The sequence below is a fragment of the Winogradskyella sp. PE311 genome (assembly GCF_046545555.1).
GTDB lineage: Bacteria > Bacteroidota > Bacteroidia > Flavobacteriales > Flavobacteriaceae > Winogradskyella.
This window is the reverse complement of the sequence record NZ_JBHZTH010000001.1, coordinates 1,962,606-1,980,151: the sequence shown is the minus strand read 5'-3', so window position 1 is coordinate 1,980,151 and position 17,546 is coordinate 1,962,606. Positions and strand designations below refer to the sequence as shown.

At 32.3% G+C, this 17,546-nt stretch carries 16 protein-coding genes and 1 other RNA gene; 9 read left to right on the top strand and 8 right to left on the bottom strand.

The genetic code is table 11. From position 1 onward, the window contains the following. Positions 1-11: 11 nt before the first annotated feature. From fsa to ffs, 5 genes are all read right to left on the bottom strand, one after another. Positions 12-665 carry a fructose-6-phosphate aldolase gene (gene fsa / locus ACFWU4_RS08590; RefSeq protein WP_411126821.1) on the bottom strand — a complete coding sequence of 218 codons (654 nt, stop codon included), beginning with the start codon at positions 663-665 and terminating at the stop codon, positions 12-14. 152 nt (positions 666-817) lie between these two features. Further along, on the bottom strand, positions 818-1,216 hold the full coding sequence (locus tag ACFWU4_RS08585; RefSeq protein WP_411126819.1) for a hypothetical protein: 399 nt from the start codon (positions 1,214-1,216) through the stop codon (positions 818-820). Between the two features lie 45 nt (positions 1,217-1,261). Continuing rightward, positions 1,262-1,576 carry a hypothetical protein gene (locus ACFWU4_RS08580; RefSeq protein WP_411126817.1) on the bottom strand — a complete coding sequence of 105 codons (315 nt, stop codon included), beginning with the start codon at positions 1,574-1,576 and terminating at the stop codon, positions 1,262-1,264. A 50-nt stretch (positions 1,577-1,626) separates the two neighbouring features. Continuing rightward, complete coding sequence (locus tag ACFWU4_RS08575; protein WP_411126815.1) at positions 1,627-2,430, bottom strand: SDR family oxidoreductase; 804 nt, start codon at positions 2,428-2,430, stop codon at positions 1,627-1,629. A gap of 58 nt (positions 2,431-2,488) precedes the next feature. Continuing rightward, positions 2,489-2,587, bottom strand: an RNA gene (gene ffs, locus ACFWU4_RS08570) — signal recognition particle sRNA small type. Between the two features lie 64 nt (positions 2,588-2,651). On the opposite strand from ffs, the gene ACFWU4_RS08565 reads away from it, so the two are divergent. The 5 genes from ACFWU4_RS08565 to ACFWU4_RS08545 all read left to right on the top strand — a co-directional run bounded on the left by ACFWU4_RS08565 (position 2,652) and on the right by ACFWU4_RS08545 (position 7,576). After that, positions 2,652-3,701 carry a glutaminyl-peptide cyclotransferase gene (locus ACFWU4_RS08565; protein ID WP_411126813.1) on the top strand — a complete coding sequence of 350 codons (1,050 nt, stop codon included), beginning with the start codon at positions 2,652-2,654 and terminating at the stop codon, positions 3,699-3,701. Positions 3,702-3,790: 89 nt separating this feature from the next. Further along, entirely contained in the window at positions 3,791-4,660 is an 870-nt protein-coding gene (locus ACFWU4_RS08560) for a carboxypeptidase-like regulatory domain-containing protein (RefSeq protein ID WP_411126811.1), read from the top strand. A gap of 26 nt (positions 4,661-4,686) precedes the next feature. Beyond that, a complete protein-coding gene (locus ACFWU4_RS08555) occupies positions 4,687-5,076 on the top strand; it encodes an acyl-CoA thioesterase (RefSeq protein ID WP_411126809.1) in 390 nt (129 codons plus the stop codon). A gap of 81 nt (positions 5,077-5,157) precedes the next feature. Further along, positions 5,158-5,922 carry a carboxypeptidase-like regulatory domain-containing protein gene (locus ACFWU4_RS08550; RefSeq protein ID WP_411126807.1) on the top strand — a complete coding sequence of 255 codons (765 nt, stop codon included), beginning with the start codon at positions 5,158-5,160 and terminating at the stop codon, positions 5,920-5,922. An 82-nt stretch (positions 5,923-6,004) separates the two neighbouring features. Further along, complete coding sequence (locus ACFWU4_RS08545) at positions 6,005-7,576, top strand: hypothetical protein (protein WP_411126805.1); 1,572 nt, start codon at positions 6,005-6,007, stop codon at positions 7,574-7,576. A gap of 289 nt (positions 7,577-7,865) precedes the next feature. On the opposite strand, the gene glyA is transcribed toward ACFWU4_RS08545, so the two are convergent. After that, on the bottom strand, positions 7,866-9,140 hold the full coding sequence (glyA, locus tag ACFWU4_RS08540) for a serine hydroxymethyltransferase (protein ID WP_411126803.1): 1,275 nt from the start codon (positions 9,138-9,140) through the stop codon (positions 7,866-7,868). A gap of 111 nt (positions 9,141-9,251) precedes the next feature. Between glyA and fahA the strand changes: the two genes are divergently transcribed. The 3 genes from fahA (at position 9,252) to ACFWU4_RS08525 (ending at position 13,237) form a co-directional block, all read left to right on the top strand. Then, the gene (gene fahA / locus ACFWU4_RS08535) at positions 9,252-10,544 is read left to right on the top strand and encodes a fumarylacetoacetase (protein WP_411126801.1); all 1,293 of its coding nucleotides are present in this window, start codon (positions 9,252-9,254) and stop codon (positions 10,542-10,544) included. Between the two features lie 106 nt (positions 10,545-10,650). After that, entirely contained in the window at positions 10,651-11,832 is a 1,182-nt protein-coding gene (locus tag ACFWU4_RS08530; protein WP_411126799.1) for a hypothetical protein, read from the top strand. Between the two features lie 220 nt (positions 11,833-12,052). Next, complete coding sequence (locus ACFWU4_RS08525; RefSeq protein WP_411126797.1) at positions 12,053-13,237, top strand: hypothetical protein; 1,185 nt, start codon at positions 12,053-12,055, stop codon at positions 13,235-13,237. Between the two features lie 52 nt (positions 13,238-13,289). On the opposite strand, the gene ACFWU4_RS08520 is transcribed toward ACFWU4_RS08525, so the two are convergent. Next, the gene (locus ACFWU4_RS08520) at positions 13,290-14,207 is read right to left on the bottom strand and encodes a class I SAM-dependent methyltransferase (RefSeq protein WP_411126795.1); all 918 of its coding nucleotides are present in this window, start codon (positions 14,205-14,207) and stop codon (positions 13,290-13,292) included. Positions 14,208-14,223: 16 nt separating this feature from the next. Next, the gene (ytxJ, locus tag ACFWU4_RS08515) at positions 14,224-14,610 is read right to left on the bottom strand and encodes a bacillithiol system redox-active protein YtxJ (RefSeq protein ID WP_411126793.1); all 387 of its coding nucleotides are present in this window, start codon (positions 14,608-14,610) and stop codon (positions 14,224-14,226) included. Between the two features lie 228 nt (positions 14,611-14,838). Here ytxJ and clpB point away from each other — a divergent pair, with 228 nt between their 5' ends. Continuing rightward, on the top strand, positions 14,839-17,445 hold the full coding sequence (clpB, locus tag ACFWU4_RS08510; protein WP_411126791.1) for an ATP-dependent chaperone ClpB: 2,607 nt from the start codon (positions 14,839-14,841) through the stop codon (positions 17,443-17,445). Positions 17,446-17,546: the final 101 nt, after the last annotated feature.

Genomic DNA, 17,546 nt, shown 5'->3' with positions numbered 1-17,546 from the left:
TTAGGGATATGTTAGTTTCCTTTTTTATAATCTTCTAAGAATTTTTCTAAACCGATATCTGTAAGAGGGTGCTTTAATAAGCCTGTTATAGATTTTAGTGGACCAGTCATCACATCAGCTCCTAATTTTGCACAATCAATAACATGCATTGTATGTCTTACAGACGCAGCTAAAATTTCTGTTTCGAAAGCATAATTATCATAGATATGACGAATTTCCGCGATAAGATTTAACCCATCAGTAGATATGTCATCTAAACGCCCTATAAATGGCGATACATATGTAGCGCCTGCTTTTGCAGCTAATAAGGCCTGACCTGGAGAAAAAACTAATGTTACGTTCGTTTTAATGTCTCTATCCGAAAAATATTTACAAGCTTTTATACCATCTTTTATCATTGGCAGCTTAACAACTATTTGATCGTGCAATTCTGCTAACGCCTCGCCTTCTCTTACCATTCCGTCAAAGTCGGTTGCAATTACCTCCGCAGATACATCACCATCAACAATGTTGCAGATATCGACATAGTGTTTCATAATATTATCTGTACCAGTAATACCTTCCTTTGCCATTAAAGATGGATTAGTAGTTACACCATCTAAAATACCCATGTCCTGAGCTTCCTTTATCTGATCTAAATTGGCTGTGTCAATAAAAAATTTCATAAAAAACTTGTTTTAGTTTTCCCTTATGATAGGGAATCTTTTGTTTGAATTGTTGTGTTATAATTAATGCAAATCTACAACTAATCAATTGCTCCTTCTTTATGAAATTATCAGAATATATTAACAAATAAGCAAATAATTGAGATCCTAGCTTATTCTATAATTAAAGTATATCTTTTACTTGTACTATAATTACAAAGGCGTTCTGGATCTTCATCAAAATTGTTAAAAGGACCATCAACATCTAAATATATAATAATATCAAACGTTCCTGTTTCTAGTGGAGTACCTTCTAAACTAATAGTTCTGTAATTTACAAAATAGTCCATACCTTCAGGTAATCCTTCTACATCAAAATAGTAATCATAATCATCATCACGTGGTTCGTTATTTATTTCACCATTAAGTTGAACGTAATAGTATTCTTCTGTATTTCCTATCGGAAACTCTTTATTATCTAATTCGGGCTCCTTTGGGAAAACACAAAGTGGTTCTGAACAATTAAAAACAAAAAATAAAAGTAATACTGAAATAAATCGATAAGTTCTCATAATAGCTAATTTGAAAAATTATACTTCAAATAGTATACCAAAAATTCACAGAACTGGCAGTAAACTTATAACTTTATCAGATTTGGAAAAATAAATAGTTAATGTGTCGATAGGAAACAGTTTATGGAACTTTCTATCATTAATATTTATTGATTTTTGATATCTCTGTTCATCAAAAAAAGACTCTAAACTAAAAGCACTACATCTATCAGAAACAAATACCTTAGAACATTCTTTAATATTTATATTTTTATCATAAAAGAAATGATACGTCTTGTGTTTTGGAGTACAAAACACTTCGACTGTAAAATTATCTTCTACAGACTCATACTTGTGATAATGCGGTGCTCCAAGCGGCATCAAAAAACAAGATGTAAATAATACAAGAGAAATTAATATAAAAAAGCGTTTCAAAGCTTATAGTGGTTCATTAATAATTTCTCGTAAATAGTATCTGGTAATATGCGTTTTAATACAATAGAAAACTTCTGCATAAAAGCACCAACTTTATAATGAATTTTAGGTTGCTTGGCATTAATGATTCTATAAATAGCCTCAGCCATTTGACTAGGATCATTTCCTTCATCTACATGCTCATCCATCATTTTTAATGAATAGTCATATTTATCTCTATATGGAGAATCCTCTAATACTGGTGCATGATAGCGACCTGCGGCTATATTTGTTGCAAAATCACCTGGTGCAACATTAGTCATATTAATATTAAACGCTTTCAATTCCATTCTAAACGACTCCGTTACAAGCTCTAGCGCACCTTTACTCGCACTATACACACCTCTATATGGTAATCCCATATAACCTGCTATAGATGTCACATTAATAATTAAACCCGATTTATGTTTGCGCATAATTGGCAACACAGCCTTTATAACATTTATTGGACCAAATAAATTAGTTTCAAAATTTCTTTTAATCTCAGCGTCAGGAATTTCTTCTAACGGACCCGTAATACCTGCACCTGCATTATTAATCAAAACATCTATTTGAGACTCGTTTTGCAATACAGTTTGGACACAAGATTTAATAGTGTCCTGCTCCGTAACATCTAAAGCTATTATCGGAAATTTACTATCTGGATAATTATTAGGATTTCTGCTCGTACCATAAACTTTATATCCTTTTAATTGTAGATACTCACCAACGGACTTTCCTATTCCAGAAGAACCACCTGTTATTAAAATCACTTTAGACATATCAATAAAGATTTATAGCTGAAAAATACAAATTTTGAAGGAAACTTTAGGGTACAAAAAAAGGCAAGCTACCTACATCACACCGCTACGACCGCGTACCTTTGCTACGTTCCCGTCCTGGAGGATTAAGCAGGAGCTGGTTGTGTAGGACTTGCCAGTGGCAAAGATACAACCTTTTAAAACTTATACAACGATTTTTAAACTGAATTTTATTTAATAACTTGCTAAAAATTATAGAAGGTTTTATGCAATTATCTAAATATATCATTCTCTTTTGTTTAAGTCTAGTTTTCGTTAATTGTAAAGACTCTAATACATCTAAACAAACAGGTTTAAATATAAAAATTAAAGGAAAATCACTATTACTTGGCGATACCTTAAGTCTATCTATTGAGAACCCAAAAAAACTAAATATCGGTAATATAACCTACAAATTAGATGGTGAGTCGATAGAGAACAACACTATCTTAAATACGACTTTAGGTGAAAAGGTTATTACAGCAGTGGTCACTTATGATGATAACACAGAAAATCTTTCTAAAACTGTAAAACTATTTAATAATGTCATTCCTAAAATTTACAATTATGAGATTATTAACACCTATCCGCATGACATTACTTCTTACACGCAAGGGCTAGAATTTTATAATGGAGAATTATTTGAAAGTACAGGACAACGAAAAGAATCTAAACTGAGAAAAGTAAATTTTAAAACTGGAGAAGTACTTAAGAACATAAACTTGGATGATGCTTATTTTGGTGAAGGTTTAACAATACTAAACGATAAAATTTACCAACTCACATGGCAAGCAAATAGAGGTTTTGTCTATGATGTAAATTCTTTTGAAAAACTAAGTACATTTAATTACGGAAAGAGTAAAGAAGGTTGGGGAATTTGCAATGATAATAAAACACTCTACAAATCTGATGGTACTGAAAAAATTTGGTTTATCGATCCAGAAAACCTCACAGAAAATGGGCATATAGAAGTGTATACTGAAAAGGGAAAAATTCCTAGTTTAAACGAATTAGAATGGATAGATGGTAAAATATATGCAAATATCTACCAACGTAACGGTGTTGTGATTATTAACCCGAAAACAGGAGGTGTAGAAGGTGTTATAGATTTTAAACCTCTACGAAAACTAGTTAAGCAACATACAGATTTAGATGTTTTAAATGGTATTGCTTACCACCCAGAACGCAAAACTATTTTTGTTACTGGTAAAAACTGGGACAAACTTTTTGAAGTTAAAATAATTCAGCAATAAACTTTACTCAACAAAAAGGCTAGTTTACTCATTCCTCATTTTAATTTATACTGAGCTTTAGGTTCTTTGATTTAAATATCAAAACAACCATGAGAAAAGCTATTACAATTAATATTCCAGAACCTTGCCATGAAGATTGGAATAATATGACTCCAAAAGAACAAGGACGTCATTGTGCAGCATGCAATAAAACCGTTATAGACTTCACTAAAAAAACAGATGAATCCATCATTAAAACTATTGAGTCTGAAGGAAAACTCTGTGGGCGCTTTAAAAGTCAACAGCTAAATAGAAAATTAATCTTACAAAGAAAATATAGAAATAATTATATGTCTTTAGTGGCATCAGGCTTATTTGCATTCTTTGCCCTTGGCAACCAAGACATACATGCCCAAGGAAAACCACGAACTGTAAAGGTAGATTCTTTAAAAACAGCTCAGGTCAAAGGAAAAATAGCAACATCAGTTTTAAATGAACGTGCAATTTCTGGTACAGTTACCACAGCAGATGATGGCTTACCATTACCTGGTGCTTCAGTAATAATTAAAGGGACATCTAGAGGTGTGCAAACTGATTTTGATGGCAAATATTCGATAAAAGCTAAGATTGGAGATATTCTAGTAATAAGTTTTGTTGGGTGTATTGATAAGAAAATTGTAGTTGGTCGATCTTCAACGGTAAATATAAGTTTACTATTAGATGATACATTGGATGAAGTCGTTGTAGGCGGTATTATAAGTGTTTGGTGTCAACCAGACCATTCTAGATTTCCTTCTGGTGGTGGTTATTTTAGTGTTAATAAAGCCAAAGAAAAATGGTTAGAAAGAAATAAAAAACGAAGAGCCAATTGGAAAAAAGAGCGCTTAGCAAAGCGAGAAGCTATAAGAGATGGCGAACAAGAAAGAACATCTGTTGGCAAATTCTTCTTTGGTATAAAGCGTCTTTTTTCAAAGAAGTAATATCTTTAAGCATCAAAATCTAGTTGATGCAAATATTCGAAAAAACCACTACCGTTTCTAAAGAGGATTTAGACCAACTCAACCATGTAAACAATGTGCGATATGTACAATGGGTACAAGATATTGCAGAACAACATTGGTTACAAAATGCCACTGAAGCTATTTTAAATGATTTTTTTTGGGTTTTATTGGCGCATCACATTGAGTATAAAGGGCAAGCTGTGTTAGGAGACCTCTTAAAACTAAAAACGTTTGTTTCAAAATCTGAAGGTATCACCTCTATTCGTCATGTCGAGATTTTCAATATAGCTACAAACAAATTAATCTGTACTTCAGAAACCAAATGGTGCTTTATGAATAGGTCGACAAAAAAGCCAACTCGTATCCCTGAAGAAGTTGCTATATTATTTGATTAACATTTTATTAGGTTAAAGTTTATTAAAGACTTTAGGTCATCTTGGACAAAACGTTTTTCTTTAACCACCAATCAATATAGCATGCGTTTATATATTCTAGGTTCACTTCTTTTATTAGTGTCTTTTGCTACTAATAGTCAAACATTAAAAGGAAAGGTTTACGATTCTAAATCTACATTAACCAATATTAAAGTAATTAATAAAACACAAAATCGTCTAACAGTAACGGACGAAGAAGGAAATTTTGAAATTCAGGCCCAAATTAACGATACCCTTTCGTTTGAATCTCTATTTTATCATCCAAAAATTGAAATAGTCAAGCAATTTCATTTAAATGATACCTTCGTTTTTGAACTCAAAAAAATAGTAAATGAACTAAACGAAGTTGAAGTTAAAGCCGAACCAAAACAACCAGTTTTTGAAGAAGAAACATACAATAGCGAATTAAATAATTTAATAAAAGCTGATATAAAGAGCAACCCTCATTTATATAAGCCTGCCGGAGAAAATTATGGAGTTGATTTTATTTATCTTATTGGTCAAGTTGCTAAACTCTTTAAAAGTAAAAAATATAAAGCACCACAATACCAAGCTATAACTTACACTCAAATAGATTCTTTATTTAAAAGAAGTAGTTTTTTTAATAGACGTCTAGCCATTGAAAATTTAAAAATTCCTAAAGAACGTATTCATCTTTATTATGATTTTTGCTCTGCTAAAGGCATAAGTTCCGAGTTACTAAAGGATGAAAATCGAATGCAGTTATTAGAACAATTTGTTATTAATAGTGAATTATTTCTGGAATTACTTGATGAGTATAGCGAACAAAAGCCAATAAAAGATTGAGTTAATCATTATAATTCATCAACTTCATAATAAATCCTAACTTCAAAAGTTATATTTTTAAGCCATAATTCTATTTTCACTTATGAAGCGATTATTACTATTCTTTTGCTGTTTCGGAATTTTACTATTTTGGAGTTCTTGTCGTAACGATTTTGAATTTTCACCAAGTACAGGAAACCTTGAGTTTGCTAGAGATACGGTTTATTTAGACACCGTTTTTACTAATATTGGTTCTAGTACTTATAACTTAAAAGTTTATAATCGAAGTGATGATGATATCGTTATACCTACTATTCAATTAGAAAATGGTGTGAATTCATTTTACAGAATGAATGTTGATGGCACTACTGGCTTAGAAGGCGCACAAGAAGGTAAGTTTTTTGAAGATGTAGAGTTATTAGCAAACGATAGTCTATTTATATTCATAGAAACAACTATCGATATTGAAACACTTTCAAATTCAGACACTCAATTCTTATATACAGATCGTATTCTTTTTGACTCTGGAAACAGCCAACAAGATGTAGATTTAGTCACTCTAGTAAAAGATGCTGTGTTTATTTATCCCAACAGAGATGCTACAACAGGTATTATAGAAACACTAACATTTGATGTAGATGGAGACGGCACACCAGATGAAACAGCATTGCAAGGCCGTTTTTTAGAAAATAATGAGTTAACATTTACAAATGAAAAACCTTATGTTATTTATGGATATGCTGGTGTCGGAAATGGACAAACACTAACCATGGAAGCTGGTACTCGTGTTAATTTTCACAGAGATTCTGGTATTATAGTAACTCAAGGTGGGACGCTAAATATTAATGGAGAATTAAGCACAGATCAATATGCGTTAGAAAATGAAGTTATTTTAGAAGGTGACCGTTTAGAGCCATTATTTGCGGACGTACCTGGTCAATGGGGAACCATTTGGTTATTTAATGATAGTATGGATAATACTATTAATTATGCAACCATAAAAAACGCAACAATTGGTGTTTTATCAGAGGGCAATCAGGATGAAAATAATGATAAATTAGCAATAACAAATTCTCAAATTTACAATGCCAGTGCTTTCGGAATTTTAGGTCGTGCTACCTCAATTAACGCAGAAAATGTAGTGATTAATAATTGTGGTCAATCCTCATTTGCTGGTACATTTGGTGGTAAGTATAATTTTACACATTGTACTATTGCTAATTATTGGAATAGTAGTTTTAGACAATTTCCTTCTCTACTGTTAAATGACTTTATCGTTGACGAAAACAATACAGTTTTTACTAATGACCTTGTAGAAGCAAACTTTACTAACTGCATCATATATGGCAATGATAACCCTGAATTCTTACTAGAAGATCAAGGACCTATTTTTAACTATAAATTTACAAATTGTCTTTTACGATTTGATAATGATGATCTGCAAGGCACAACAAACTACATGTTTAGTGATGCTACATTTTATGAAAATAACATCTTTAATGTAGACCCAGAATTTGAAGACCCATTTGAAAACTTAATGCGTATTGGTGCTGACTCTGGTGCTAACGGAATCGCATTACCATTATTACCAGCAGGATCTGACTTACTAAATGCAGCTAGAAATGCAACAGAGCCCGATTCTGGTGCTTATGAAAGTGTAAGTTTTGATGATTAATAAAGAAGTTTGATTTGAAAAAGCGATTTAATTATTCAAAATTTATTCTAGAAATTCTTAAATCTGTTTGGTTATTTTTTAATGTATCTTTTTTACTACTCTATTTAATTTCAGCGTTTAGTAAATTTTTTAGATCTGGCTTTAAAAATATATCTAATGAATTCTTTCTAATTGTTGGTATTATTCTAGCCGTATCAATTACGCTTAATCTTTTATGGTTGCGTAAAATAAAAAAAAGCCTTTCAAACTAAATTGAAAGGCTATTAATTAATATATAACGATGTATCTTTTATGCATTAAATAATGCTCTACCTCCCATTAACTCATTCACCTTTTTAGCAACACCTTCTAATACCGTTTCATTTTCGTAATTAGTAATAACCTCGTCAATTAAATCTACAACATAAGACATATCTGTTTCTTTTAAGCCTCTTGTGGTAATTGCTGGTGTACCAACTCTAATACCAGAAGTTACAAAAGGAGATTCTGTATCAAACGGCACCATATTCTTATTTACAGTAATATCAGCTTTTACTAAAGCATTTTCTGCGTCCTTACCTGTAATACTTTTATTTCTTAAATCTATAAGCATCATATGATTATCGGTTCCACCAGAAATTAAGTTATAATCTTTAGCTACAAAAGCTTTAGCCATAGCATCTGCATTATGTTTTACTTGTAACATATAGTGCATAAACTCATCTGTTAAGCATTCACCAAAAGCAATAGCCTTAGCAGCAATAACATGCTCTAAAGGACCACCTTGATTACCAGGAAAAACCCCAGAATCTAAAAGGCCAGACATTTTACGTAATTTTCCGCTTTTAAAAGTAAGACCAAATGGATTGTCTATATTCGCTCCCATCATAATCATACCACCTCTTGGGCCTCTTAATGTTTTATGTGTTGTTGTCGTAACAACATGGCAATGTGGCATAGGATCGCTTAGAATTCCCTTAGCGATTAAGCCAGATGGATGCGATATATCAGCTAATAAAATAGCACCAACACTATCTGCAACTTCTCTAAATTTTTCAAAATCCATATCGCGAGAGTAAGCAGAAGCACCAGCAATAATTAATTTTGGCTTTTCTTTTTGTGCTACATCACTTAGCATATCGTAATCGATAAGTCCTGTATCTTTCTTAACCCCATAAAATGTTGGATTATATAATCGGCCAGAAAAATTAACTGGAGAGCCATGTGTTAAATGACCACCATGCGATAAATCAAAACCAAGAATAGTATCTCCCGGCTTTATACATGCATGAAAAACGGCTGTGTTTGCCTGGCTTCCAGAGTGCGGTTGCACGTTAGCATATGCAGCTCCAAATAATGTCTTTGCACGTTCAATTGCAATGTTTTCGACTTCGTCAACAACCTCACAACCACCATAATAACGCTTACCAGGATAACCTTCAGCGTATTTATTCGTCAATACAGAACCTGTAGCTTCCATTACTTGGTCGCTTACAAAATTCTCAGAGGCAATAAGCTCTATGCCATCTAGTTGGCGTTCTTTTTCTGCTTGTATTAATTCAAAAATTTGTTCGTCGCGTTGCATATATAAAGTCTTTGTTAAATCGATACAAAAATAGTGAATACATTAGTTTTAATATCAAAAATTCCTTAGGTTTGAGTAGAAATTAATGAACATTTAATCAACAATTACAATATGCCACTATCCGCCAATAATCCAAATAGAACCTCTTGGTTATACGTTAATAAATATTCGGATTTTCCTATTCAGAATATTCCTTTTGGAGTTTTTTTAACTCGAGAAGATATTATTACTATCGGAACACGAATAGGTGATACGGCTATTGACTTAGGGGCGTTACATCAATTAGGTTATTTTGAAGGCATTCCACTTACGGATGATATTTTTCTTCAAGATTCATTAAATGATTTTATTGCTGATGGAAGAAAAACATGGAGAGCAGTAAGAAATAGAGTTGCTGAAATTTTTGATGCAGAAAACGATACCTTAAAAAATAATACTAAAGATAAAGAAACGATTTGCTTTAGACTCGACGAGATAGAAATGCAAATGCCAGTGCTTGTTGGTGATTATACAGATTTTTATTCGAGTAAAGAACATGCTACTAATGTTGGCGCTATGTTTAGAGATCCAGATAATGCACTACTACCTAATTGGCTGCATATGCCTGTAGGCTATCATGGTCGTAGTTCTTCTATAATTACAACACATATTCCTATACATAGACCACAAGGACAAACCATGCCAGCAGATGCAGATAAGCCTGTCTTTGGACCAAGTAAATTAGTGGATTTTGAACTAGAAATGGCTTTTATAACAACAGATGCAAATGATTTAGGCGAACCAATTCCTGTTGCAGAAGCCGAAGAATATATTTTTGGTTTAGTTGTTTTTAATGATTGGTCGGCTAGAGATATTCAAAAATGGGAATATGTTCCTCTAGGACCGTTCTTGGGCAAAAACTTTGCCTCATCAATGTCACCATGGATTGTAACACTCGATGCTTTAGAACCTTTTAGAGTTGAGAGTCCGAAACAAAATCCAAAACCACTAGAATATTTACAGACAAAAGGAAAGCATAGCTTTGATATTCATTTAGAAGCAGGTATAATTCCTAAAGGAGGAAAAGAAACCACAATCTGTAAAACAAACTTTAAACACATGTATTGGAATATGTCTCAGCAATTAGCCCATCACACCATTAACGGGTGTCCTGTTAATTCTGGTGATATGATGGGTAGCGGAACCATTTCTGGTCCTACCGAAGATTCTTATGGCTCAATGTTAGAGCTAACCTGGAAAGGCACAAAACCATTAACATTAAAAGATGGTACAGAACGTAAATTTATTAATGATTACGATACTGTTGTAATGCGAGGCTATTGCGAAAATAATGATGTTCGTATTGGGTTTGGACAACTAAAAACGCAATTATTACCAGTTTTTAACCCTAAGAAGTCAAAATAGACTAAAAACATATTACTATACTTATAAAGCGCTTATTATTAGCGCTTTACTTTTTTTGGCATAGTGATTGATTTTATACTTGGTATAACCCTTTATACACAAGATTATGAAACGATTTTTACTATTATCAGTCCTTGTTTCGGTACTCGTATCTTGTAGTGCCAAAAAACAAATTGAACAAGCTATCAGCCATGGCAACTATGATCAGGCTATTTCAGAAGCTTTAAGAAAGCTAGAGAACAACAAAGACAAAAAGCGCAAGCATGCTTATGTTGTAATGCTCACAGATGCCTATCATAAAGTTTTAGAAGAAGATTTAGCGCGTATTAACCATTTAAAGAAAGATGGTAATTCAGAATTTTTCAAAACTATTTACGAAAGCTATGCAGATTTAGAAGCTAGACAAAATGCAATAAAACGTATTATGCCTTTAAGTATTGATGGTAGAAATATTCAATTTTCATTTAATGATTATAGCGATGCTTTGGTCGATTATAGATATAAAACATCAAATTATTTAATTGATAAAGGTATTGACCTTTTAGACACTGAAGACAAATTAAGTGCAAGAGAAGCTTATAGGTTATTTGATTATATAAATATTATTAATCCTGGTTTTGAAGATGTAAATGCTTTAATGCAAGAATCTCATATAGCAGGTATGGATTATGTGCATGTTTCTGTAAAGAACGAAACACATCAATTATTACCACAGCAGCTAGAAGTAGAATTACTGGATTTTAATACCTATGGTATTAATCAATTCTGGACAACCTATCATGCAGTTGCAGACGATTCATTAGATTATGATTTCTCTATGGAATTACAATTAAAAAGAATCAATATTTCGCCAGAGCGTATTAACGAACGCCAATTACTTAGAGAAAGACAAATTGTAGACGGCTGGGAATATGCATTAGATGCAGATGGTAACGTTGCTAAAGATAGTTTGGGTAACGATATTAAAGTTGATAAAATTATTAATGTAAGAGCACGATTTGTTGAAGTACTACAAACTAAATCCGCGCAAGTTATTGCAGATGTGGTTTACAAAAACCTTAAACAAAATCAGATTATAGATAACTTTACTATAGATAGTGGTTTTATATTCGAAAACGTATTTGGTAGGTTTAGAGGAGATAGACGAGCTTTAAATAGAGATGACAAAGACCTATTAAGACAACATCAAGTAAGATTTCCTTCTGATACACAAATGGTGTATGATACAGGAGAAGACCTGAAACTAAAACTTAAAAGTATTTTGAAATCCTATAAACTTAATAGTTAGTAATTAAAACCTCTCAATTTTAAAAGATATTTAAATTGAGAGGTTTTTTATGCGCATATGCTCATACTACCTGCATCTTAATCACCTATAAACAAGAGTATTCTTGTATAACTCTTAAAGATTAATGTATTTCGTCGTGTTTATTAGTATTTCATCTATATTATCCGTAGTTTTATCACCTAATTGTTTTGAAACCCAAATCTAACAAAACTATTAACCTATGAAAAAACTTCTACTTTCCATATTAGTCATAGCGCTAATCATTTCTTGTAGCACAAGTAAACAAATTGAAAGATCTGTAAGCACTGGTAACTACGACCAAGCTATTACTACTGCTATAAGTAAATTACGTACTAATAAAAATAAGAAACGTAAAGCTGATTATATTGTTATGCTTCAAGAGGCATATACTAAAGCCATTCAGCGAGACAAAGAAAGCATCAACTATTTAAATAAGGATAATAACCCTGAAAATCATATTAAAGTATATGATCTTTATATGACGCTAGAGAATAGACAAGAGCGTGTAAAACCGCTTTTACCATTATATGTTGATGGTCAAAAAATATCAATTCCAATTGAAGACTATTCGAATGGAATTATCACCTCAAAAGAAAAAGCATCAGCGCATCTTTATGCTAATGCTATTGCGATTTTAAATCAAAAAAATAATACTAAACAAGATTACAGGTTTGCTTATAATCAATTTAGAGATATAGAGGATATCAATCCTAACTATAGAGATGTCCGTGTGTTGCTAGAAGAAGCGCATATAAAAGGTACAGATTTTGTATTAGTAGAAATGATCAATGACACCGAAAAAGTAATTCCAGAACGTTTAGAAAATGATTTATTAAATTTTAGTACTTACGGTATTAATAATTTATGGACAGTTTATCATAACGCATTAGATAGTAATATTAATTATGATTACAACATGCGCGTTAATTTAAGACAGATAAATACATCTCCAGAGCAAGTTAAAGAGCGTCAGCTTATAAAAGAAAAGCAAATAAAAGATGGCAAAAGATTATTATTAGACGATAGTGGTAACCAGGTAAAAGATAGTCTTGGGAATACTATTGAAATTGATAATCTTAAAACAGTACGTTGCGAATTTTACGAATTCAGGCAATTTAAAACTGTACAAGTCACTGGTAACGTAGAGTACCATAACCTAAATACAAAACAATTAGCTGATGCATTCCCTGTTAGTAGTCAATTTGTTTTTGAACATATTTACGCCAACGCAAGAGGTGATCGTAGAGCCTTAGCAAACGATTTACTACCTTTTTTAGACAGAAGAGCTGTACCCTTCCCTACTGAAGAACAAATGATCTATGATTCTGGGGAAGATATAAAACAGCAATTAAAACAAATAATGAATTCTTATACTTTGAATTAATAGAAAAACCTTCCGAAATTCGGAAGGTTTTTTATTTAACTTAAAAAAAGTTTTACATTTTACGCAACCAGATATTACCACCAGTATTTTTATAACATAAAGGCATATCTTTAAATATGGCATTGTGATGCAAATCGAGATAGTGTGAAAACAGTAAAATCTCAAAGTCTTTATTATGTAATAAAAATGCCTTCAAAAAATAATCTTCATTCCAGTTTCTACCCATATAAACCCATTCTTTAGGATATTCAAAAGGATAAAACACATCATGAATATGGATTAAAACCCCAGATTTTAAAATAGGTAATATCTCTAAAAACAAATAACTAACATCACTACCCGTCTTTACAACATGCGTACTATCTATAAATAGAACATCACCAGCATTTAGCTCTAAGAATTTTTCCTTAGGCACATCTTGTACTTTTTTTTCTATAATAGTTACTGCAGATGCATCACCTTCTCGTAATAGTGACTTAAGACGTTTTGTATAGGGTTCAATAAAGGTTAATTTTATGGAGTTAGAAAAAAATAATTCATTGGTATCTAACATCAATGCAGACGTAAAACCAGATCCTACTTCGATAATTTGCTTTGGCTTAAAATGTCTTATCGTAGAATATAAGAATATGGCGTCGGTATATGAATAATGGGGATTTTCAAAATAATAACGAACACCTTCTTTTTTGCTAGCTTCAAAAGGTAATTCGTCGTAAAAGGCCTTGTAGCTCTCTACTAAAGACAGTTGTTTATCTGTATTTAAATCAATACCTACAATTCCATCAACAGTTTTATTTTCCCAAATTACTGCTTCTCTTTGTTTTATGTCTTCAATAGAAACTATTGGTGAATAAAAATGGCCAGGAAAATAGCAAGAATTCTTTTTTAAGTTTTTATTCTCGTTATATAAAACTCTTACGTACGGTAGTTTATTAACTAAAGATTTTACTTTATTCTTTATTTTTTTCATGGATGATTACTTCTCATCACACAAACTTAAGCAAATCCATCTCATTAATAGCACCATGAGAGGCATGCGCAACCACTACTCCATTTCTCAATACTAATAATTGTGGTGATTGGTGCATCACTTGAAATTTATAACCCACTTCATTAGAAACATCTCTGTAATTTAGCAGATCTAAATAATACAAATCTGCATTACCATCAACATCATAAGCTGAAACAAACTGATTCATCACCATTCGACTAATTCCACAGCGTGTAGAATGCTTAAAAATTAGTTGTGTTTTAGCTTTAGATTTTTCTGCAATTACATTAAGTTGATCCACTGAAATTAGAGCAATCCAAGGAAGTACTTTCTCTTCTTTTGGTTCTGATGAACCACTAAATATTTTATTAAAAATTCCCATTAAAAAACTTTTTTCATTCCCTTGAAAAAGGAATACTTATACAATTAATCTATATGTAAGTCGTTAACACTTTTAAATCTTACAAACTGACGAAACGTCACGTTATCACTAAGCAAAACAGTCATTTTGTCTTCTTGCTTGTGTTGGTAAGATTATTGAATAAAGATAGTCAAAACATATATAACACTATACATTTCTGCATACACGGAAATAATAAAAAGATAAAAGATGAATTTTAATAATTATACAATTAAATCCCAAGAAGCCATTCAGCAAGCACAACAACTTGCCCAAGGCTTTGGTCATCAACAAATAGAAAATGAACATATTTTTAAAGCCCTGTTTAATGTTGATGAAAATGTTTTACCATTTCTTCTAAAAAAGCTAAATGTAAACATCGCTCTATTTCAGCAAATATTAGACAAAGAAATGGAGAGTTTTGCAAAAGTTTCTGGTGGAGAACTTATGCTTTCAAGAGAAGCTAGCAAAGCTTTAAACGAAGCTTCAATCATTGCCAATAAAATGAAGGATGACTTTGTATCTATTGAGCATTTAATAGTGGCGATTCTAAAATCTAAAAGTAAAGTCGCTCAAATATTAAAAGATCAAGGTGTTACCGAAAAAGGACTTCATTCAGCTATAGAAGAACTGCGTAAAGGCGATAGAGTTACATCTCAAAGTCAAGAAGAAACCTATAATGCACTTAATAAATATGCAAAAAATTTAAACCAATTAGCAGCAGACGGTAAATTAGATCCTGTTATTGGTAGAGATGAAGAAATTCGTAGAATTTTACAAATCTTATCACGTCGTACTAAGAACAATCCAATTTTAGTTGGAGAACCAGGTACAGGAAAAACCGCGATCGCAGAGGGATTAGCGCATCGAATTATTGACGGAGATGTCCCAGAAAACCTAAAAGACAAGCAAATTTTTGCATTAGATATGGGCTCATTAATTGCAGGTGCAAAATTTAAAGGTGAGTTTGAAGAGCGCTTAAAGGCCGTAATTAAAGAAGTAACTACAAGCGATGGAGATATCGTTTTGTTTATAGACGAAATACACACGCTTGTTGGCGCAGGTGGTGGCCAAGGAGCTATGGATGCTGCAAATATATTAAAACCTGCTTTAGCAAGAGGCGAATTAAGAGCTATAGGTGCAACAACCTTAGATGAATACCAAAAGTATTTTGAAAAAGACAAGGCCTTAGAACGCCGTTTTCAGAAAGTAGTGGTTAATGAACCAGATACAGAAAGTGCCATTTCTATTCTTAGAGGTATTAAAGAAAAATACGAAACACATCATAAGGTTCGTATAAAAGATGAAGCTATTATTGGGGCTGTTGAATTATCTAACAGATATATTACCAATAGATTTTTACCAGATAAGGCCATTGACCTTATGGATGAAGCTGCGTCTAAACTTCGTATGGAAATCAATTCTAAACCTGAAGAATTAGATGTTCTCGATCGTAAGATTATGCAGTTAGAAATTGAGCACGAAGCTATTAAAAGAGAGAAAGATGAAACAAAGCTAAAGTCTTTAAAAATTGAATTAGCAAACCTTAAAGAGGAGCGAAATGAGCTTAACGCCAAATGGAAATCAGAAAAAGAAGTTGTTGAGAATGTTCAGGCCATAAAGCAAGATATTGAAAACTATAAATTAGAAGCAGAACGTGCTGAGCGTGAAGGTAATTACGGTAAAGTTGCAGAGTTACGATATGGTAAAATAAAAGAAGCGACTGAGTCATTAGAAACGTTTCAAAAACAACTTGCCGAACAGCAAGAGACTGCTTTAATTAAAGAAGAAGTCACCTATGAGGATATTGCAGATGTGGTCGCTAAATGGACAGGAATTCCGGTAACAAAAATGATACAAAGCGAACGTGAGAAACTTCTAAAGCTAGAAGACGAATTGCATAAGCGTGTTGTTGGGCAAGAAGAAGCAATTGAAGCCGTAAGTGATGCTGTAAGGCGCTCTAGAGCTGGTTTACAAAATCCACAAAAACCAATAGGTACATTTCTGTTTTTGGGTACAACTGGAGTTGGTAAAACAGAATTAGCTAAAGCACTAGCGGAGTACTTATTTGATGACGAAAACGCTCTAACACGCATAGATATGAGTGAGTATCAAGAACGTCATGCCGTAAGTCGTTTAGTTGGTGCACCTCCAGGATATGTTGGTTATGATGAAGGTGGTCAATTAACAGAAGCCGTTAGACGTAAGCCGTATTCTGTAGTTTTATTAGATGAGATTGAAAAAGCACATCCAGATACCTTTAATATTCTATTACAAGTTTTAGATGAAGGTCGCTTAACAGATAACAAAGGTCGCATTGCAGACTTTAAAAATACTATTATTATAATGACCTCAAACTTAGGTAGCCATATTATACAAGAGCGATTTGCAGCTACAAAGGATATCCCTTCTGCTATGGAAGCGGCTAAAGTTGATGTTTTAGGTTTATTAAAACAAAGTGTAAGACCAGAGTTTTTAAACAGAATCGATGACACTGTAATGTTTACACCTTTATCTAAAGAAAATATTGTAAGTATAGTTAGTTTACAAATAAAGAGTATCACTAAAATGATAGCTCAACAAGGGATTACTTTTGATGCTACACCCCAAGCTGTTAGTTATTTAGCAGACAAAGGTTATAATCCAGAGTACGGTGCAAGACCAGTAAAACGCGTTATTCAAAAAGAAGTTTTAAATGCATTGAGTAAAGAAATTTTAGCTGGTCGCGTCACAACAGACAGTATTATCTTGTTAGATGAATTTGATGAAAAACTAGTTTTCAGAAACCAAAATGATTTAGTCGTTGAAGAATTGTAAACATACTGTAACAATATAGCTTATAATCAGTCTTTATAATGATTGGTTGGTTAAAGCAACACGGATTTAATATCGAAAAGCTATCGGTATTAAGATGTGTT